The following is a 19,045-nucleotide window of genomic DNA, read 5'->3' on the forward strand; positions in this document are numbered from 1 at the left end:
CGAGGATAGAAATCTGTTAAACGTTTTACGTTCTCTGACGCCCCTATCAAACTATCCGACCTCAACCTCTGTCAACTTTTATTTGGAGCCGGCTCCATTCGCCGATTGACCGCGCGGCTTCGTCGATTCGCGAATAACCAGTGTCGGCACGATCCTCACCACGGATGGCTCGCTCGTCAGTTTCCCTTCAATGCGATCCATCAAAATATTGGCCGCCCGTGACCCAATCTCGTAGCTCGGCTGCACCACCGCCGTCAGATGCGGATGGAATGAACGGTCCAGCACCAGATCGTCGAATGTCGCCAGCGCGATGTCACCCGGACAGGAGACACCCATCTCTTCCAATGCCTTCAGCACGCCCAGCGTCATCACACCGTTGCAGACAAAGATCGCGGTCGGCCTTCCCCGCTTCCGCAAGAGATCCTTGCCCAGCCGGTAGCCGGATTCCTCTCTGAAGTCGCCTTCGAGGACCATGCTCCGATCAATCTCAATATCGGCCTCCTTCAGCGCCTCTTCATATCCGCGCAGGCGCTCGCGTCCTGTCTGCAACTCCAGCGACCCGGTAATAATCGCAATTCTGCGGTGGCCTGTCTGGATCAGGTGCCGGACACACTCTCGCCCGCCGCGAACGTTGTCCAGCAGCACGGCATCCGTCTTGATCCCGGAGGCGGCCCTGTCCAGACAAACAATCGAAATGCCCGCATGAAGCGTGTTGCGGATATGGCTCCAGTCCTTGCCCGGCGCCGAAGCCAACAAAATTCCGTCGACCCGGTACGACCGAAGCGCAGAGATGATGCGCCGTTCGCGCCCAATTTGTTCGTCGGTATTGGCCGTTACCAGAAAGTAGCCGCGCTCGAATGCGCTGTCTTCGGCCCCGCGGATGATCTCAGGAAAGAAGGGATTTGTAATGTCGGGAATAATCATGCCCAGCATCCGGGTCTGCTTCACCTTCAGGCTGCGCGCGATTTCATTGGGGTAATAGTCCAGTTCGCGGATGGCCTGACGCACCCGCTCTTCCAACTTGGGACTCACCCGTCTGGTCCCACGAATCACGTTGGAGACCGTTGCAATCGAGACCTTCGCGCGCTCGGCTACTTCAATAATCGTGGGCATAGCACCTGATTTAGAAGTTACACGTTATCTAGAAGCCTGTTTAGTTAATCACAAAGTCCGAGTTTGCCCACAGAATCGACGCTGCATGCTCTTACGCCTACCGCTTATGATGCCGATGCCCTATTCTTGCGTATATGTCTAAAACCGCCGTTTTGCTCATCGACTGCCCGGACCGCAAAGGGATCGTCGCTGCCATCGCCAACTTTCTCGTCCGAGAGTATGACGCCAACATCCTCAACGCCGATCAGCACCAAGACGTCGAACTTGGTCTCTTCTTCATGCGAGTCGAGTTCGCCACGCAAAATCCAGCCTGCGACGAGGCCCAGTTTCGCCATGTCTTCACGCCGCTTGCTGAGCAGTTCCGTATGAACTGGCGTCTCACTTTCGCCACTCCGACACGAAACGTCGCCATCTTCGTCTCTCATTACCTGCACTGCCTCGCTGACCTGCTCGACCGCCGCCAGGTTGGCGAGCTCAATTGCAACCTTTCCTTAATCATCAGTAACCACGAGAACGCCCGCGCATTAGCAAACTTCCACGGTATTTCCTTCCACCACATTCCCATCACCACCGCTAATAAGGCTCAGGCCGAGCATCGGCAGCGCGAGCTGTTCGCCGCTCATCAAATCAATCTCATCGTCCTCGCCCGCTACATGCAGGTGCTCTCGCCTGACTTCGTCCGCGCGTATCCGCAACAGATCATCAACGTTCATCATTCCTTCCTGCCTGCATTCACCGGCGCCAAGCCGTATCACGCAGCCTTCGCTCGCGGCGTCAAGCTCATCGGCGCGACTAGCCACTACGTCACCGAGGCCCTCGACGAAGGCCCCATCATCGAGCAGGACGTGACCCGTATCTCACAAAACGACCAACTGCCCGACCTCGTCCAGAAGGGACGCGACCTTGAGCGTCTCGTGCTTTCACGCGCTGTCCGCTGGCACCTGAACGACCGCATCCTCTCCTACGCCAACAAGACCGTCATCTTTGCGTAGCACAGGAGGGCGTCTCCTCCAATTTCCGTGCTCACGGCGCTACCATCATTCATGGCCGCCGACACCGCTACCCCCGCCGATCCGAGTCCATTGTCCCGGGCCGCCAAATGGCGTGCTCTCGTCGAACTAGGCGGCGGATACGGACTGATCCTGCTCGTCCTCTGGGCCCCGCGCACCGCACGGCATCCTCTCTCCATCACGGCAATCATCTGGATCGTCATCGCCACCTGCGTCTCATTCGACGGCATGCGAACCATGGGTCTGCGGGTCTCTCGTCCGCTGCGCTCGGCATGGATCGTCCCCGCCACGCTCGCGCTTGCAGCGTGCGCCATCGGTGTCGCCTCGGTGCTGGGCACGCTCAGCCTGCCCCGCACCTGCATACTGTTCGTGCAACGATACTGGGGATACGCCATCTGGGCAGCGGTACAACAGTTTCTCCTACAGGACTTCTTCCTGTTGCGCCTCCTGCGTGTGCTTTCCGCAAAACACGCGGCGATTGCAGCGGCGCTGCTGTTCACCCTCGCCCACCTGCCCAATCCCATCCTCACACCGCTCACGCTCGCCTGGGGACTGGCCTCCTGCCTGTTGTTTCTCTGCTATCGCAACCTCTACCCGCTCGCCATAGCCCATGCCATTCTCGGCATCACGCTAGCCATGACCGTACCCGGGCACATCGATCACAACATGCGCGTCGGCCTCGGTTACCTCACCTATCACCAGCACCATCACCTCAGCCAGAACCCCCACACAACATCCACCAGCGCATGTGTCATCGCAGAAGCGCCAACCCTCCGCTCCTCTCTCCACGCCCGGCCATAAAAAATCCCCGCCACCGACGCCAGCAAAACATACCGCCAGTTGAAATGCAGCGCCCGCTTGTTGAAGTGCGATAGTCCGAACAATACCGAAGTTAAAACCAGCGCGCCATTCCGCCCCACGCGGCGCTCCAGCAGGTTCTGGAGCCATCCACGGAAGAAAAGCTCCTCCGGTACAGCGATGAAAAAGAAAGTGAACATCGCAGCAGCAGCCAACTTCACCGATCCGGCCCATGAAGCATGAAATCCATGCAGATGCAGAAAACCAAGCCACAAACCAAGCGGCACGGCAATCGGCACATAATACATCCACTCGCGCAACCCCACCTTCGCATCGCGCCATCGCAGCCGCAGGTCAAAGCCGGCCCCATCCAGCCGCCGCATCACCAGAAACCCGTAGATGCCGCATCGAGGAGCAGCATCTTGTTGAAAATCGCTAATCGCGCTGGCCATGCCGCTTCAAACCAGCGCAGGTCAACCGCCAATCCGAGCACCATCAGCACTAGAAAATCACGCCAGTTCCCGCGCCCCGCGGCATCCATGCACCTCGCCTGCCAAAGCAGCGTCACAACCGCAATCGGCAACACCGCATAGAGCGTCAACCACTCCCAGCGAAACATCCCAGCCGAAGAAGCCACCAGCGCATACGGAATACAAAGCAATCCGGGCGCAGCCAACCACAAGCAAACCGGCCACCGTTCGCCGAGCCTATCCAGTGAAATCGCAAAGAACGCAGCGTACAAATAGAACGCAAGCGTCAGCAATGCCGCAATCGCAACCTCAGGTCCAATCACAAGCCATCACCCCGAAGCTAGCGTTCGCAGCACTCCGACATTGCGCGCCTCATCGCCCGGAGCGTCCACCGGCGTCTCCGCAATAAATGCCGCATGGGCGAACCGCGCATCGTGCAACAACCGCCGAAACGCCTCCGCGCCAATCGTCCCTTCACCGATATGCTCGTGCCTGTCCAGCTTCGAGCCCATCGCCGCCTTCGCATCATTGCAGTGCCACACTTTCACCGCATCGAACCCCACCGTGGACTCCACCAGCTTCACCGTCTCGATGTAGCCGTCCGTCGTCACGATGTCATAGCCCGCCACATGCACATGGCACGTATCCAGACACACCGCCACGGGCGCCGAAGCACGCAACGTCTCTACCAACTCTGCGACCTGCTCCAGTTTTCCGCCCAGAGAAAACTCCGCGCCAGCCGTGTTCTCAATCAGAATCCGAAAATCCTTTCCTGGGCTGATCACCTTAGAAAAATCGATCCCGTCAATCGCCCGCTCAATCGACTCCGCCGCCAGCCGCAGCCCTTCCTCGCGCGTCAATCCCTTCCAACTCCCCGGATGCAGCACTAGGTACTCCGCTCCCAGAGCCATCGCACGCTCCACCTCGCCGCGAAAGGCCGTCACCGAGTTTGCCCGCACACTCCCTGTCTGGCTGCACACATTGATCAGATAGCTCGCGTGAACTGCCACCGGCCCCACATCATATTGCTTCCGCAGCTCCAGCATCTTCGTCGCGTCCGCCGCCTTCACCGGCGCAGCCTTCCACATCCTCGGACTCGCCGAGAAAATCTGGAACGTATTCGCTCCCGACTCCACGGCCCGCTCGACGGACGTCCACACCCCGCCCGCCGTGCCCACATGCACGCCAATCCGCTTCTTCAGTCCAGCCATTTCACAAGCCTACCCGAATTTCGTCGGTGCTATGCTGTTTGCCACAGCATCAACCAGTCGCTCCTTCAATTCGAAACGCCCGAAAGGAAGTACAAAGATGCCCATCGAACAGAATCTTAAAAACCACCACCGCTTCGATCCCTGGATTCACTTCTTCGTTTTTCCGGTCTTCATCCTCAACGTCTTCTTCGCGATCTGCATCGCCGCTCGTCACTGGTCCGCGCACACACACATCGTCATCTGGTGGATCATCCTTTCGATCGCTCTGTTGATTCTGGCTACGAAGTGCCGAATGAACGACCTCAAGCTCCAGGACCGCATCATCCGTCTCGAAGAGCGGCTCCGCCTCCAGGCGCTCCTCGGCCCCGCCGAGCTTCCTCATATCTCCGAACTCACCACGCCGCAGCTCATCGCCCTGCGCTTCGCATCAGACGAAGAACTTTCCGCACTTGTCCACAAGACTCTCACCCAGAACCTCTGCCCGAAAGCCATCAAGGAAAACATCGTCAACTGGCGCGGAGACCATCACCGAGTCTAAGCGCGCCTTACCAACCCACCGAAAACGAGCCTCTTTCGTGCCGGGGATTCTCGATCTCGTCTACCAGCGCAATCGCATAATCCTCCATCGAAATCCGGCTCTCTCCCTTCGCATCGGCAATCAGTTCCTTCGTCCCTAGCCGAAACTTTCCTGTCCGTTCTCCCGGCTCAAAAAATGCCGCCGGACTCAGATACGTCCAGTTGATATCTGACGCTCGTAACGCCTCCAGCGCCTTCCTGTGAGACCGCGCAATCGGCAGCCACACCTCAGGCAAATGTCCTGAGTCCATCAGCGTCATGCCCGACGCCACTTCCAGCAGCCCCGCGCCACCCACCATCAGCAGCCGAGGCACACCCGCCGACTTCACCGCGGCAATCTCGCGCTTCGTCACATCCACAAGCAAATCGGTGTTGTCGAACGGAGGCTGATATGCCGTCACCACCGCATCCGCACCTTGAATCACCGCCGCAATCTTATCCACGTTGGAGAGATCGTCCACCTTTGTCACTACTCCCGGCCGCCCCTTCAGCGAATCAACATTCCGCGCCACACCCGTCACCTTGTGGCCACGTGCGACCAGCTCCTTCACGATGCAACTCCCAGCCTTCCCCGTAGCTCCATATACGACGATGTTCATCACCATCTCCAATCCAAAAGGATGTGGCCCAGCCTATGCCGGACCACATGCGTTTTGCGATCAGCACTCAGGACTAATACACGTCGCGCTGATACCGTTTCTGCTTCTTCATCGCCGAAAGGTACTCAGCGGCAAAGTCGAGCGTGCCGTTCGATCCCTTTGCAATCGTATCCAGCAGCGCCGTCTCGACGTCCTTGGCCATGCGGCTGGCATCTCCGCAGACGTAGAAGTACGCACCGCGCTGTAGCCACTTGTACAGCTCCGTCGCCTTCTCCCGCATCCGGTCCTGCACATAAACCTTCTTCTGCTGGTCGCGCGAAAACGCCGTGTCCAGGTGCGTGAGCACGCCATCCTTCACCATCGCCAGAAATTGGTCCTTATAGAGAAAGTCCGAAGCCTGCCGCTGCTCGCCAAAGAAGAGCCAGTTCTGTCCCTTTTGCCCGGTGGCCTGCCGCTCTTCCAAAAACGCGCGGAACGGCGCAATTCCCGTGCCGGGGCCAATCATAATCACCGGCGCATTCGTATCTTCGGGCAGTCGGAAGTTGTTATTGGAATGCAAAAAGATCGGTAACGTGGTGCCCGTAGCCGCGCGGTCGCCAAGCTGCCCACTGGCAACGCCCTGCCGGTGGCGTCCATGCGAGTCATACCGCACCACACGAACCGTCGTCTGCACATTGTCTTTGTGCAGTGCCTGGCTTGATGCGATGGAATACATTCTGGGCGTCAGCCGTTGCAGCACGTGAAACAACTGTTGCGGGTCCGTCACCACTCCGGGAAAATCCAGTGCCAGATCCACAAACTCGCGCCCCCAGCAATACTCCTCAGCCTGCGCCTTGTGCTCCGGCCCGGTCAGCGCCTTCAGCTTCTCGTTCTCCGGAGCCAGCTTCGCAAACTGGTTCAGGCTGCCGCGCGCCAGTTTGCCGATGCCCAACCGGGTCCTGATCGCCTCCTCCAGGCCGATCTCCACCTTGTAGTGATCCAGCACACGCTCATCGCCCTTGAACCCCAGCGCCGCGAGCGTCTCAGCCACAGCCTCCGCCCGGTTCTCCGGAATGATGGCCACCGCATCGCCCGGTGTATACGTCATGCCGTCTTCAAGAGACAGCTCGATGTGCCGTGTCTCTTTCTCCGAGTCCGCCGACGTCAGTAGCTCGTTATAGAGGACCCTCGAAATATATGGATTGTTGCGCGTGTACTTCGCCGTATGCGCCTGCGTTCCCTTGGTTTCCTGCTCCAAAACCTCTGTCATCCTTCCATGATAAAAGGTAAGCCGCTATCCGCACAACGCATCCATACGACGATTGCGCCATCTCTGTACAATCAAGCTGTGCGGCGTCTTCTCGCCATCTCGTTGCTGCTGCTGTTCAACCTGCCGCTGGTCTCGCCCCTGTTCGCGCTGACGGCAACCTCCGATGCGAACCTTCCAGCGTGCTGCCGCCGCAACGGTGCCCACCACTGCAACATGCAGATGCCTTCCGCATCCGCATCGAACGACCCCGCATTCTCCTCCATCCCCGAAAAGTGCCCGGCATATCCTCGCCCTGCGACGCTTGTCCGCGTCACTCACGCCCAGATACAGGCCAGCACCTTCGTCTTTGCCACCCCGGCCGCTGCCGCCTCGGTCACACTGCACGCCGAGACTCGCTCCAAAAGCAACGTCAAATTTCCACACCAAAAGCGCGGCCCTCCCGTTCAGCAAATATAGCCATCCCGGAAAGCCATTGAGCAAAAGCTGTCATCCTTCCGCGTAGCGGGAGGATCTGCGTTTGCCTTTCCTTCAAACAGCACTAACGCTCGGGTGCATCATCCATCGCGATCTCATGCGATGGATGGGAATGTATACGCTCGCTCAGCGCGCCTTTGCTGTCACGCCCCCGCATGGCGGGAGGACTGTTTCCTAAACCCAGAGATTAAACCGAGAGACCCATGCGCAAAATTATTCTGCTCTTCATCGCCTTTGTTTTCGCCGGCCATCCCGCCGCCCGCGCCGCCATCTTCGCACAGGTTCGCGGCATTGTTCACGATCCGCAGCACCGCCCCATCGCCGGCGCACACATCGAGCTTCACTCCACCAGCTCCGCCCTTACCCGATCCACCGTCACCGCGTCCGACGGATCGTTCGCCATCCTGTCCGTTCCACTCGGCGACTACACCATCACCGTCTCGCACACCGACTTCGCTGCCATCCGGCAGCCGCTCACGCTCGCCTCCGACACATCGCCGATTCTGCATTTTGAGTTGCAACTCAGCACGGTCGAGCAGTCCGTCTCCGTCACCTCCATCGCTGACTCCGCAAACGTCGATACCGTCACGCCGACCACACTCGTCAGCCGCCAGCAGATTGCCGAAACACCCGGTGCCGATCGCACAAACTCGCTCGCGATGATCACCGACTACGTCCCCGGAGCCTATATGACCCACGACATGCTCCACATGCGCGGCGGCCATCAGGTCAGTTGGCTCATCGACGGCATTCAGATTCCCAACACCAACATCGCCTCCAACCTCGGCGCGCAGATCAACCCCGCCGACATCGACTACATCGAGATCCAGCGCGGCAGCTATAACGCCGGTCTCGGCGACCGCACCTACGGCATCTTCAACGTCGTCCCGCGCACCGGCTTCGAGCGCGACCGCCAGGCCGAACTCAAACTCAGCGCGGGCAGCTTCCTTCAAACCGAGGCGCAGCTCAGCCTCGGCGACCACAGCGAGAAATCCGCATACTACGCCAGCCTCACCGGCAACCGCAGCGACTACGGACTCGCTCCACCCATCGGCCAGGTCTTCCATGACGCTGCCAACGGCTACGGAGCCTTTGCCTCCTTCATCAACAACCGCACTCCCAAAGACCAGCTTCGCCTCGTCGCTCAACTCCGCGCGGACTACTTCCAGATCCCCTACGATCCCAATCCCGACAGCCCTGAGAACCGGCAGTACGACTCCAGCGGCCTGCGCGACGGCCAGCACGAGACCGACGGCCTCGCCGCATTCTCCTGGCTCCATACCTTCAATGCCTCCACCGTCCTCCAGCTCTCGCCCTTCTACCACTACAACCGCGCCAACTACGACTCCCACCCCGACGACACGCCCGTGGCCACAACCGCGCATCGCACCTCAAACTACGCCGGTGCTCAAGCCTCCGTCACCACCACCATTGCACGCAACACCATCGAAGCGGGCCTCTATTCCTTCGGCCAGCACGACGTCAACCGCTTCGGCGCAATCTTCAACAATGGCAGTGGCACGCCACCCTTCACCACTCCGGCCAGCGCCAACGGCGGCCTCGTCGAGGAGTACATCTCCGACAACTTCAAGGCCACTCCATGGCTCACACTGATCGCCGGCGTGCGTCAGTCGCACTTTCAAGGCGAGATCACCGAAGACGCAACCAGCCCGCGCATCGGCGCAGCCATCCTCGTGCCCAAACTCAACTGGGTCTTTCGCGGCTTCTACGGACGCTTCTATCAACCGCCTCCGCTGCTCACCGCCTCCGGCCCACTCGTGCAATTTGCCAACGCCAACAACACCGCCTTCACGCCGCTCCACGGCGAGCGCGACGAGGAGCACCAGTTCGGCGTGCAGATTCCCTTCCGCGGCTGGCTGCTCGACGCCGACACCTTCCGCACGCGCATCAACAACTTCCTCGACCACGCCAACCTCGGCGACTCCAGCATCTACTTTCCCGTTACCATCGACGGCGCACTCGTCCGCGCCTGGGAACTCAGCCTCCGCTCACCGCAGCTCTGGCATCGCGTGCAGGCTCACCTCGCCTACTCGAACCAGATAGCAGAGCAACGCGGAGCCATCACCGGCGGCCTCATCTGCACACCCATCTCCTCGCCCCAATGCGATGCAGGCTTCAACTACGAACCGCTCGACCACGACCAGCGCAACACTCTCAATGCAGGCTTCACCGCAGCCCTACCCTGGCGCACCACAGCCTCAGCCAACGTCTACTACGGCTCCGGCTTCGTCAACGGCGATCCCAACGACATCTACCCAAACGACTATCTCCCAGAACACACCACTCTCGACCTTTCGCTTCACAAAACCTTCAGCGAGAAGATCTCAGCCTCCATCACTGCAACCAACATCGCCAACCGCCGCGTCCTGCTCGACAACAGCCTCACCTTCGGCGGCTTCCACTACAACGACCCGCGCCAGATCTACGGCGAACTCCGCTACCGCTTCAGATACTGAAAATTACAAATCCGGGTGCCCCATCCATCGCGCTTTTTGCGATGGGTGGGAAAGTACACACTTGCTCAGCCATTATTCAGTTGTCATCCTGCCGCCACAGGCGGGAGGACCTGCTTTTTCCCATAGCATCAACAAATCTCAACCTTTCGGATGAGGTACGACACCCATCTTCCGGCTAACATGATCCTGCACCCCCAAAGAGGTCGAGTCTTGAAACTGCTCGTCCGGCTTCGGCCGATCGCATTCATCGCCGTTCTGCTTGTTCTCTGGCAGATAGCGATCGATCTGCATCCAATCCACATCCTTCCCAGCCCGTGGCAGACACTCGGCGGCATCGCCTACCTCATCCACCACAAGCTGCTCCTCAAATACATCGTCGCCTCCCTCTTTCGCGTCACCTGGGGATTCGCCCTCGCCGTCGTCCTCGCCGTCCCGCTTGGCCTGACCATCGGCTGGTATCGTCGCGCCGAGATGGCCTTCAACCCCATCATTCAACTCCTGCGTCCCATCTCCCCACTCGCCTGGATACCCATCGCCATCCTCTGGTTCGGCGTCGGAGACCTCGCCGCCATCTTCCTCATCTTCCTCGGCTGCTTCTTTCCACTCCTGCTCACCGCCATCAATGCCGTCCAGAATGTTCCCGCGGTCTACATCAACGCCGGACGTAACTTCGGCCTCACGCCCACACAAATCGTCCGCCGCGTCCTTTATCCGGCAGTCGTTCCGCAACTGATCGTCGGCCTCCGCATTACGCTCGGCATTGCCTGGCTAGTCGTCGTTGCCGCGGAGATGATCGCCGTAGACTCCGGCCTCGGCTTTCTTATCGTCGATGCGCGCAACGCAGGCAACCGCTACGACCTCGTCGTCGCAGGCATGGCCATCATTGGCATCATCGGTCTCGCGCTCGATCTCGCCATACGCTCGCTTGAACACGTCAAATCCTTCCGCTGGGGCTATGCTGAGGAATAATCGATGCCATACACCATGTCCTTCACCGAAGACGCCACCCCGACGATGACCGCAACCAAACTCTCGGTCGATCACGTCAACATGACCTTCACCCGCGATGGCAAAACCACGCCCGTACTCGAAGACATCAACCTCGAAGTCCGCGAAGGTGAATTCATCTGCCTGCTCGGCCCATCCGGCTGCGGCAAATCAACGCTGCTCAACACCATGGCGGGCTTCCTCCAGCCCACCAGCGGAGCCATCCGCATCGACGGCGAACCCGTCACCGGTCCTGACGCTCGCCGCATCTTTGTCTTTCAGGAGCGCGGCGTCTTCCCCTGGCTCACCGTCGAAGGCAACATCGGCTTCGGCCTCGCCAAACTTCCGCGCGACGAACGCGCCCGCCGCATCACCCACTACATCAAGATGGTCGGCCTCGAAGGCTTCGAGCAGTCCTACCCCAACGAACTCTCCGGCGGCATGAAGCAGCGCCTCGAAGTCGCCCGCGCCCTCGCCGTCAACCCCGACATGCTCTTTCTCGACGAGCCCTTCGGCGCGCTCGACTCCATCACGCGCCTCGTCATGCGCGGCGAACTCCTGCGCATCTGGGAGGCAGAGCGTAAGACCATCATCTTCGTCACCCACGACATCGACGAGGCCGTCCAGCTCGCCGACCGCGTCGTCGTCCTCAACTCGCGTCCAGCCAGCATCCAGCAGATTGTCGAGATCGACATCCCGCACCCGCGCAACCTCAGTGACCCGCGCTACCTCGAACTCCGCGACGGCATCTTCCAGCAGATAGGACTGGCCCACAAAGTATGAACGCCCTCGCCACTCCGAAAAAATGGGAGCAGTACTTCTGGCCCCTGCTCGCCTGCGCGCTCTTTCTCGCGCTATGGCACTACGCCGTCCTCTGGAGCCACACGCGCATCTTCCCTTCACCACGCGAAGTCGAACGCGGCATGGTCGAGCTCATCCACCAACACGTGCTCTGGGGAGACATCGCCGACTCGCTACGCCGAGTCGCCATCGGCTTCGGTGCAGCCGTTCTGCTCGGCGTGCCTATCGGCCTCACCCTCGGCTGGTATCCCGCTGCCGATCAGGTGGTCAACCCCACCATGCAACTCCTGCGGCCCATCAGCCCCATCGCCTGGATCCCCGTTTCCATCATCCTCTTCGGCGTCGGCGACGACGCGGCCATCTTCCTCATCTTCCTCGGCGCATACTTTCCCATCGTGGTCGCGTGTATCAACGGAGTTTCCAACGTCCCAGCCATGTACCGTCGCGCTGGCCGCAACTTCGGCCTCACGCCCGCCGAGCTTCTCCGCAAAGTCATCTTCCCCGCCGCGCTTCCGCAGATCCTCATCGGCCTGCGCATCGCGCTCGGCATCGCCTGGCTGGTCGTCGTTGCCGCAGAGATGATCGCCGTAGACTCCGGCCTCGGCTATCTCATCATCGATTCGCGCAACTCCGGCAAGCGTTACGACCTCGTCGTCGCCGCCATGCTGCTCATCGGCGTCATCGGCCTTATCCTCGACCTCGCCTTCCGCCGCCTCGAACGTATCAAATCCGTCCGCTGGGGGTTCCGCAATGCCTCTTAAAAGCTGGTCCCTCAAAAAAATCCTCCTCCTCTCCGCTGCCGCGTGGCTCATCGTCATCACCGGCCTGCACGCCTGGCTCAACGTCAACTGGGCCGCCGTGCTCAACGACTACCGCCCCGAAGCTAAACGCAAAATCATCGTCGCCTACCTTCCCGTCACCTGCCAGCTCACCTGCCCCGTCACCGACTACATCTCCAAATACTCCGAGAACGGCGAACTCTTTCTCCCGCGCATGTTCCAGGGCTTCCCCGAGATGAAAGAAGCGCTCATCTCAAATAAAGTGCAAGCCGCCTTCATCGTCGCACCCATGGCCATCGCACTCAAGGCGCAGGGCGTGCCCATCAAAGTCGTCTATCTCGGCCATCGCTACGGCAGCGCGATGGTCGTTAGCAAAAACGGTCCCATCAAAGCCTTCGCTGATCTCAAGGGCCGCACCGTCGCCATCCCCAGCCGCTTCTCCGACGAGCGCCTCATCCTCTTTCGCGCCATGAAAGTCTGGCACATGCCGCCCGACAGCATCCACATGGTCGAGATGGCCCCTCCCGACGTCTCCGGTGCGCTCGCCGCCGGTGCCATCGACGGCTTCGTCATGGGCGAACCCTTCCCCTCGCAAGCCGAGATGGCCGGCTACGGCCGCATCCTCTTCCAGGCCCGCGACTACTGGCCCGATTACATGTCCTGCATCCTCGTCGTTCGTCAGGACCTTATCGACCACAACCCCGAAGCCGTGCAGGTCCTCGTCGACGGCATCGCCCGCTCCGGCCTCTGGCTCGACAAGAGCAAGCCCAACCGCGAAGACGCCGCCGACTTCGTAGGTCGCTTCTACTACAACCAGAAGCCCGCGCTCCTCCGCTGGGCGCTCACCAAACCCATGGACCGCGTCACCTACAGCCCGCTCGCCCCACGCAAGGCCGACTTCGACATGGTCCGCGACCTCATGATTGAAACCGGAGTCCTCAAGAAAAAGATCGATTTCTCCGAATACACCGACACCAGCTTCTCCGACCACGCCAGCCGCGAGACCGCCTGGAAGTACCAGGCCGGCTCCGCCACCGCAAAATAGGTACGCGAATGATTGTCCTGCCGAGAACCCGCGATTTGTTCACTTGTCATTCTGAGTGCAGCGAAGAATCCCCGCATTTTCCCGTAGCGGCAAGACATTCTCCGTTCGGAACCGCCAACACAGACCCGGACATAAGGAGCCACCCGTGATCCGCCGAAACTTCCTCCAACTCCTCACCTTCGCCGGAGCAGGCACGCTCGCCACCGGCTGCACCGAAGCCAAAGCCCAAACCGTCACCTACAAGATCAAGGGCTTCTCCTGCGTCACCTGCGCCGTCGGCCTCGACGTGATGCTTCGCCGCAACAAGGGCATTCTGCGCTCGCACTCCACCTACCCCGAAGCCATCACCACCATCGAGTACGAGCCCAAAGTCATCACCACAACCACCATCCAGTCGCTCATCGCTGAGATGGGTTTCACTGCCAGCGAACAATCTCCAATCGAAAATCACAAGAGCATACAAGGATAACCATGCACGCCACTCACACGGAGCACTACGCAAATCTCGCCTATCTGCTCAACGATGCGCTCGAACTCCTCCAGCCGCCCATCGCCATCTCCTTCGCCGACGCCGTCCCCGCCGGTATCTCCAGACGTACCACACAGGCTCCCGCAGGCTGCCGCTTCTGGCAGGACGCTACCTCCAGCGTCTTCGCCACCTCAGCAGAAGACCACGCGCTCTGCGCCATTGGCTGCTATACGCACAACCTGCCCATGTCGGCGAACACACACACCGACCTCGCCGACACCCTCAAGGTGCTCAACGACCTCGGCTATGTCACCGAGCAGGACCTTGCGCAGATTCCCGCACTGAAATCGCAATCGAAGCACATCCTCTACAGCCCGCTCGCCGAAACGCCGCTCCCACCAGACGTCGTCCTCCTCTTCGTCAATGCCGGCCAGACCCTCATCCTCACCGAAGCTGCCCAGCAGGTCGAATCCGGCAACCCGCCCGCCCTGGGCCGACCTGCCTGCGCCGTTGTCCCGCAGGTCATCAACACCGGCCGCGCCGCGCTCAGCCTCGGTTGCTGCGGAGCGCGCGCCTATCTCGACACCCTCACCGACGGCGTCGCCCTTTTCGCCATTCCGGGCCCAAAGCTCGAAGCCTACGCCAAACGCATCGAAGCACTCGCCAAGGCCAATCACATCCTCGCTGGCTTCCACCAGATCCGCCGCTCTGCCGTCGAGTCCGGCCAATTCCCCACCATCAAGGAATCGCTGGCAGCCATTTCATAATCACCGCAGCCTTTAGGTAGGTTCAAGGCAATTCATATTTCCTTTTGCATTGTTTGAGAATGTTTTGTATTGTTCCAATGTGAGGTGAAATGTGAAAGCCCTTGTAAAATCCCGTGCAGAACGCGGCCTCTGGATTGAAGACGTACCAGAACCTCAGGTAGGCATCAACGACGTCAAAATTCGTGTGCTCGCCACCGGCATATGCGGAACGGACCTCCACATCTACGAGTGGGATTCCTGGGCGCAGAAGACCATCCCCGTCCCGCTCGTCATCGGCCACGAGTTCGTCGGCGAGATCGTCGAAGTAGGCTCCAACGTCGCCGACTTTCATCCCGGCGACCGTGTCAGTGGGGAAGGTCATGTCGTCTGCGGACGCTGCCGCAACTGCCTCGCCGGACGCCGCCATCTCTGCGCCCACACCCAGGGCGTCGGCGTCAACCGCGCCGGTGCCTTCGCGGAATATATTGTGCTCCCCATGACCAACATCTGGCGGCACACGCCCGACATCCCGCTCGATGTCGCGGCGATCTTTGATCCCTTTGGAAACGCCGTCCACACTGCGCTCGCGTTTCCCGTCCTGGGCGAAGACGTTCTCGTAACAGGCGCAGGCCCCATCGGCATCATGGCCGCCGCAGTCGCCAAACACGCTGGCGCGCGCCATGTCGTCATTACCGACCTGAACCCATACCGGCTCGAACTCGCGCGCACCGCAGCCAACGTAACACTCGCGATCAACCCACGCGAGACCACACTCGGCGACGCGCAGAAAAAGCTCGGGATGCTGGAAGGCTTCGACATCGGGCTTGAGATGTCCGGCAACGCCACAGCATTTCGAGACATGCTCTCCAATCTCAGCCATGGCGCGAAGGTCGCCATGCTCGGCATCCCCTCACCTTCCGAAATGTCCATCGACTGGAGCAAGGTCATCTTCAACCAGTTCACCCTTCGCGGCATCTACGGGCGCGAGATGTACGAGACCTGGTACAAGATGACCGTGATGCTGCAATCAGGCCTCGACATCGGCAAAGTCATCACGCACCGGATGCCATGGAACGAGTACGAAAAGGGCTTCGACGCCATGCGCTCCGGCAACTCCGGCAAGGTCGTCCTCGACTGGCAGAGCGCGGGCCGGTGAATTTGAATCGCCGTAATAGGGAGTATGACGGATGAATCGACGCAGCTTTGTAGGTCTCGGAGGCGCTGCCATCGTTGGCAGTAGACTCAAGGGCAACAGCCAGCCGCCCGCAGCGCAATACAGCGTGAACACCGTCAAGCGCGACCGCCCTAACATTCTGCTCCTGATGGGCGATCAGTGGAGGGTCGATTGCCTCGGGGCCTATGGCAATCCCCACATCCATACTCCCAATCTGGACCGCCTCGCCGGCGAAGGCATCCGCTTTCAATCGGCGTATTCCTGTACGCCCACCTGCACGCCCGCGCGTAGCGCACTGCTCACAGGGATGGGCCCTTGGCGCAATGGCTTGCTTGGTTATGGACACATGGCTTCGCGGCCCTATCCTGTCGAAAAGGCCACGTCAATGGCAGCTGCCGGCTACTACACTACATCCATCGGCAAGAACCACTACTATCCCATCCGCAATCCCCACGGCTACCACCACCTCATCACCGACGAGCATTGCAGTTACTGGTTCCACAGCGAACAGCCCCAGCACGAATCCTCCTGGGAGGCGCGATGCGACTACGAGGCATGGTTCTGGTCGCAGATGCCCGATAAAGACCCACACGCAACTGGCCTGAGCTGGAACGACCATCGTGGCGTGCCGTTCGCCTTCCCAGAAGAGATGCACGCCACCCACTGGACCGGCGAAACCGCAGTCCGCTTTCTCCAGAGTTATGAGCGGACCGAGCCCTTCTTTCTAAAGGTGAGCTTCATTCGTCCGCACAGCCCCTACGACGCCCCGCAGCGATTCTTCAAGATGTACGAAGACACTCCACTGCCCGAACCACAGGTCGCCGATTGGGCCAGCCGATTCGAACAACGCAGCGGACCAGGCAACGAGCTCTGGCATGGAAAACTGCCCGCAGACGAAGTCCGCCGCTCGCGCCAGGGCTACTACGGCTCCGTCAGCTTCGTGGATGAGCAGATAGGCCGCATTCTCGAAGTACTCGAAAAGCGCAAGCTTCTCGACGAGACGCTGATCCTCTTCATCTCCGACCACGGCGACATGCTGGGCGACCAGAATCTCTGGCGGAAGGGATATGGCTACGAGCAGTCCGCACACGTTCCCATGATCATGCGGCCGCCCTCCGGCATGGGCCTGGGCGCCGCAGGGCAGGTCATTCCCAACCCCGTAGAACTCCGGGACGTCCTACCCACCTTTCTCGACGCCGCAGGCGCTTCCATCCCCGAAAGCATCGAAGGAAAGAGCCTGCTGCAACTTGTTCGCTCCAGGGGCGAAGGCTGGCGCGAGTACATCGACCTCGAACACAACATCTGCTACGGCCCCGAGATCCATTGGAACGGACTCACCGACGGGCGATGGAAGTATCTCTATCACGCGCTCCACGGTGACGAGCAACTCTTCCATCTGGAAAACGACCCCCACGAACTCAAAGACCTTGCCGCTTCGGAGGAACATGCACCGCAACTGAAGCTGTGGAGAGAGCGCCTCGTGGCCCATCTCGAAGAGCGCGGCACCGAGTGGGTCAGCAACGGAAAACTCGTCCCCAGACCGCACGGTATGTTGCTATCGCCAAACTTCCCCGGCTACCTCGCGCCCGAACATCTGGTTCCGAAGATTGCCTGGGGAGCCTGACACACAGCCTCCTGCGCCGGATTCCCGCTCATGAACCGCCTGCGAACACTTGGTAAACTTGACTGGCACAGTCGAGGAACCGCCCATGAATCACTACATCGAACGCGTCGTCGATCTTCTCGATCCCGAAGCCAACCGACTCTATAACCTGACCCTCGACGAAGCCCGCGCGCTTCTCTTCAGCCAGCCCGCCGAAGCCGTCCGCGGCATCCAAGGCTCCTTCGCGCTGCTCGCCAAATCCGGCAAGACCGTCCGCATGGCCCGCTCGCTCGACCGCCCCATGCGCTACTTCCTCGCCAAACGCGCCGAAGGCCCCGCGCTCATCGTCGCCTCACGCATCGACACCATCTACAACTGGCTCCGTTCCAAAGGCCTCGACGCACAGTTCCATCCCAGCTACACCCGCATGGTGCCCGCACACCACATCGTCGATCTCCAACTCATCGGCTGCCCCGATCCCGACCCCGTCTACACGCGCTTCTTTGCGCCAACCTCCGCCACGCTACCGCCCAACCTCGACACCATCGGCCACGCTTACATCTCTGCGCTCGCCGAAGAGATCGCTCAGTGGCTCCAGCGCATCCCCACCTCCGAACCCATCGCCGTCGCGTTCTCCGGAGGCATCGACAGCGGCAGCATCTTCCTCACCACGTATCATGTCATGCGAAAGCTCGGCATGAACCCCGCGCGTCTCAAGGCCTTCACGCTCGACCTCGGCAACGGCCCCGACCTCCAGCAGGCACGCGCCTTCCTCAAACAGCTCGACCTCGAACTCTTCCTCGAACCCATCGAAGCCGATCCCGCCACGCTCAATCCAGCCGAGACCATCCGCATCACCGAAGACTACAAGCCCCTCGACATCGAATCGGCAACCATGGCGCTCGCCCTCTGCCGCGGAATCCGCGCCCGCTACCCCAACTGGCTGCACCTCATCGACGGCGATGGCGGCGACGAGAACCTCAAGGACTATCCCATCGAAGAGAACCCCGAGCTCACTATCACCAGCGTCATCCACAATCAAATGCTCTACCAGGAAGGCTGGGGTGTCGGCAAAATCAAGCACTCGCTCACCTACTCGGGCGGCCTCAGCCGCTCCTATACTCGCACCTACGCACCAGCGCACCACTTCGGTTTCCAGGGCTTCAGCCCCTTCACCCGCCCCAACGTCATCGCGGTTGCGGAAGCAATTCCTTTCATCGACCTCACCGAATACAACGTCCCACGCCTCTACGAACTCAAGGGCGAGATCGTCTCACGCGGCGTCGCCTCCATTACCGGAATCAAAATGCCTGTCTTCCCTAAGCGCCGCTTCCAGCACGGCGCACTCCCCGAAGACGCACTACGCCAGCGCCTTCCACACCGCGAGGCCGAGTACCGCAGACAGTTCCTCTCGCTCTACCAATAAGCCGGCTATGGAGGCCTTCAACGCATTTCTATCTCGCA

General features: G+C 60.3%; 20 protein-coding genes. 14 read left to right on the forward strand and 6 right to left on the reverse strand.

Annotated elements, in window-relative coordinates; genetic code table 11:
* Positions 1 to 78: 78 nt before the first annotated feature.
* Entirely contained in the window at positions 79 to 1,113 is a 1,035-nt protein-coding gene (locus VFU66_RS07095; RefSeq protein WP_326445544.1) for a LacI family DNA-binding transcriptional regulator, read from the reverse strand.
* Between the two features lie 134 nt (positions 1,114 to 1,247).
* Between VFU66_RS07095 and purU the strand changes: the two genes are divergently transcribed.
* Together purU and VFU66_RS07105 are read left to right on the forward strand one after the other, a co-directional pair.
* Entirely contained in the window at positions 1,248 to 2,105 is an 858-nt protein-coding gene (gene purU / locus VFU66_RS07100) for a formyltetrahydrofolate deformylase (RefSeq protein WP_326445545.1), read from the forward strand.
* 51 nt (positions 2,106 to 2,156) lie between these two features.
* A complete protein-coding gene (locus VFU66_RS07105) occupies positions 2,157 to 2,924 on the forward strand; it encodes a CPBP family glutamic-type intramembrane protease (protein ID WP_326445546.1) in 768 nt (255 codons plus the stop codon).
* Here VFU66_RS07105 and VFU66_RS07110 read toward each other — a convergent pair.
* From VFU66_RS07110 to VFU66_RS07120, 3 genes are read right to left on the reverse strand one after another with little or no spacing between them, the layout of a single operon-like run.
* Positions 2,831 to 3,373: a CPBP family glutamic-type intramembrane protease gene (locus tag VFU66_RS07110; protein WP_326445547.1), complete on the reverse strand. Its 543-nt coding sequence runs from the start codon at positions 3,371 to 3,373 to the stop codon at positions 2,831 to 2,833. The genes VFU66_RS07105 and VFU66_RS07110 overlap by 94 nt on opposite strands.
* Entirely contained in the window at positions 3,304 to 3,684 is a 381-nt protein-coding gene (locus tag VFU66_RS07115) for a hypothetical protein (RefSeq protein ID WP_326445548.1), read from the reverse strand. The genes VFU66_RS07110 and VFU66_RS07115 overlap by 70 nt, the downstream gene beginning before the upstream one ends.
* A 36-nt stretch (positions 3,685 to 3,720) precedes the next feature.
* Positions 3,721 to 4,602, reverse strand: a complete 882-nt coding sequence (locus tag VFU66_RS07120; RefSeq protein ID WP_326445549.1) for a deoxyribonuclease IV — start codon at positions 4,600 to 4,602, stop codon at positions 3,721 to 3,723.
* Between the two features lie 97 nt (positions 4,603 to 4,699).
* Here VFU66_RS07120 and VFU66_RS07125 point away from each other — a divergent pair, with 97 nt between their 5' ends.
* Entirely contained in the window at positions 4,700 to 5,140 is a 441-nt protein-coding gene (locus VFU66_RS07125) for a DUF6526 family protein (protein WP_326445550.1), read from the forward strand.
* 7 nt (positions 5,141 to 5,147) lie between these two features.
* Here VFU66_RS07125 and VFU66_RS07130 read toward each other — a convergent pair whose 3' ends face one another.
* Complete coding sequence (locus VFU66_RS07130) at positions 5,148 to 5,777, reverse strand: NAD(P)-dependent oxidoreductase (protein WP_326445551.1); 630 nt, start codon at positions 5,775 to 5,777, stop codon at positions 5,148 to 5,150.
* Between the two features lie 73 nt (positions 5,778 to 5,850).
* Complete coding sequence (locus tag VFU66_RS07135; RefSeq protein ID WP_326445552.1) at positions 5,851 to 7,026, reverse strand: diflavin oxidoreductase; 1,176 nt, start codon at positions 7,024 to 7,026, stop codon at positions 5,851 to 5,853.
* A 78-nt stretch (positions 7,027 to 7,104) separates the two neighbouring features.
* On the opposite strand from VFU66_RS07135, the gene VFU66_RS07140 reads away from it, so the two are divergent.
* The 11 genes from VFU66_RS07140 (at position 7,105) to VFU66_RS07190 (ending at position 19,007) form a co-directional block, all read left to right on the forward strand.
* Entirely contained in the window at positions 7,105 to 7,482 is a 378-nt protein-coding gene (locus VFU66_RS07140) for a hypothetical protein (protein WP_326445553.1), read from the forward strand.
* A 221-nt stretch (positions 7,483 to 7,703) separates the two neighbouring features.
* On the forward strand, positions 7,704 to 9,977 hold the full coding sequence (locus tag VFU66_RS07145; RefSeq protein WP_326445554.1) for a TonB-dependent receptor: 2,274 nt from the start codon (positions 7,704 to 7,706) through the stop codon (positions 9,975 to 9,977).
* A gap of 210 nt (positions 9,978 to 10,187) precedes the next feature.
* Positions 10,188 to 10,946, forward strand: coding sequence for an ABC transporter permease (locus tag VFU66_RS07150; protein WP_326445555.1), 759 nt, complete (start codon positions 10,188 to 10,190; stop codon positions 10,944 to 10,946).
* Positions 10,947 to 10,949: 3 nt separating this feature from the next.
* Positions 10,950 to 11,747 carry an ABC transporter ATP-binding protein gene (locus VFU66_RS07155; RefSeq protein ID WP_326445556.1) on the forward strand — a complete coding sequence of 266 codons (798 nt, stop codon included), beginning with the start codon at positions 10,950 to 10,952 and terminating at the stop codon, positions 11,745 to 11,747.
* The gene (locus VFU66_RS07160) at positions 11,744 to 12,526 is read left to right on the forward strand and encodes an ABC transporter permease (RefSeq protein ID WP_326445557.1); all 783 of its coding nucleotides are present in this window, start codon (positions 11,744 to 11,746) and stop codon (positions 12,524 to 12,526) included. The genes VFU66_RS07155 and VFU66_RS07160 overlap by 4 nt, the downstream gene beginning before the upstream one ends.
* Positions 12,516 to 13,589, forward strand: a complete 1,074-nt coding sequence (locus tag VFU66_RS07165; RefSeq protein WP_326445558.1) for an ABC transporter substrate-binding protein — start codon at positions 12,516 to 12,518, stop codon at positions 13,587 to 13,589. The genes VFU66_RS07160 and VFU66_RS07165 overlap by 11 nt, the downstream gene beginning before the upstream one ends.
* 145 nt (positions 13,590 to 13,734) lie before the next feature.
* Positions 13,735 to 14,058 (forward strand): hypothetical protein, encoded by a 324-nt coding sequence (locus VFU66_RS07170; protein WP_326445559.1) that lies wholly within the window; start codon positions 13,735 to 13,737, stop codon positions 14,056 to 14,058.
* 2 nt (positions 14,059 to 14,060) lie between these two features.
* Positions 14,061 to 14,825 (forward strand): DUF169 domain-containing protein, encoded by a 765-nt coding sequence (locus tag VFU66_RS07175; protein ID WP_326445560.1) that lies wholly within the window; start codon positions 14,061 to 14,063, stop codon positions 14,823 to 14,825.
* A 91-nt stretch (positions 14,826 to 14,916) separates the two neighbouring features.
* Entirely contained in the window at positions 14,917 to 15,960 is a 1,044-nt protein-coding gene (tdh, locus tag VFU66_RS07180) for an L-threonine 3-dehydrogenase, zinc-binding type (RefSeq protein ID WP_326445561.1), read from the forward strand.
* Positions 15,961 to 15,991: 31 nt separating this feature from the next.
* Complete coding sequence (locus VFU66_RS07185) at positions 15,992 to 17,602, forward strand: arylsulfatase (protein ID WP_326445562.1); 1,611 nt, start codon at positions 15,992 to 15,994, stop codon at positions 17,600 to 17,602.
* 85 nt (positions 17,603 to 17,687) lie between these two features.
* Positions 17,688 to 19,007 (forward strand): asparagine synthase-related protein, encoded by a 1,320-nt coding sequence (locus VFU66_RS07190; protein ID WP_326445563.1) that lies wholly within the window; start codon positions 17,688 to 17,690, stop codon positions 19,005 to 19,007.
* The last annotated feature ends 38 nt before the right edge of the window (positions 19,008 to 19,045 follow it).

The sequence above is a fragment of the Edaphobacter sp. genome, assembly GCF_035763405.1.
Lineage (GTDB): Bacteria > Acidobacteriota > Terriglobia > Terriglobales > Acidobacteriaceae > Edaphobacter.

Coding starts and splice junctions, on each gene's coding strand:
- VFU66_RS07095 (WP_326445544.1), bottom strand. CDS start 1,113: ATGCCCACGATTATTGAAGTAGCCGAGCGCGCGAAGGTCTCGATTGCA.
- purU (WP_326445545.1), top strand. CDS start 1,248: ATGTCTAAAACCGCCGTTTTGCTCATCGACTGCCCGGACCGCAAAGGG.
- VFU66_RS07105 (WP_326445546.1), top strand. CDS start 2,157: ATGGCCGCCGACACCGCTACCCCCGCCGATCCGAGTCCATTGTCCCGG.
- VFU66_RS07110 (WP_326445547.1), bottom strand. CDS start 3,373: ATGGCCAGCGCGATTAGCGATTTTCAACAAGATGCTGCTCCTCGATGC.
- VFU66_RS07120 (WP_326445549.1), bottom strand. CDS start 4,602: ATGGCTGGACTGAAGAAGCGGATTGGCGTGCATGTGGGCACGGCGGGC.
- VFU66_RS07125 (WP_326445550.1), top strand. CDS start 4,700: ATGCCCATCGAACAGAATCTTAAAAACCACCACCGCTTCGATCCCTGG.
- VFU66_RS07130 (WP_326445551.1), bottom strand. CDS start 5,777: ATGAACATCGTCGTATATGGAGCTACGGGGAAGGCTGGGAGTTGCATC.
- VFU66_RS07135 (WP_326445552.1), bottom strand. CDS start 7,026: ATGACAGAGGTTTTGGAGCAGGAAACCAAGGGAACGCAGGCGCATACG.
- VFU66_RS07145 (WP_326445554.1), top strand. CDS start 7,704: ATGCGCAAAATTATTCTGCTCTTCATCGCCTTTGTTTTCGCCGGCCAT.
- VFU66_RS07155 (WP_326445556.1), top strand. CDS start 10,950: ATGCCATACACCATGTCCTTCACCGAAGACGCCACCCCGACGATGACC.
- VFU66_RS07160 (WP_326445557.1), top strand. CDS start 11,744: ATGAACGCCCTCGCCACTCCGAAAAAATGGGAGCAGTACTTCTGGCCC.
- VFU66_RS07165 (WP_326445558.1), top strand. CDS start 12,516: ATGCCTCTTAAAAGCTGGTCCCTCAAAAAAATCCTCCTCCTCTCCGCT.
- VFU66_RS07175 (WP_326445560.1), top strand. CDS start 14,061: ATGCACGCCACTCACACGGAGCACTACGCAAATCTCGCCTATCTGCTC.
- VFU66_RS07185 (WP_326445562.1), top strand. CDS start 15,992: ATGAATCGACGCAGCTTTGTAGGTCTCGGAGGCGCTGCCATCGTTGGC.
- VFU66_RS07190 (WP_326445563.1), top strand. CDS start 17,688: ATGAATCACTACATCGAACGCGTCGTCGATCTTCTCGATCCCGAAGCC.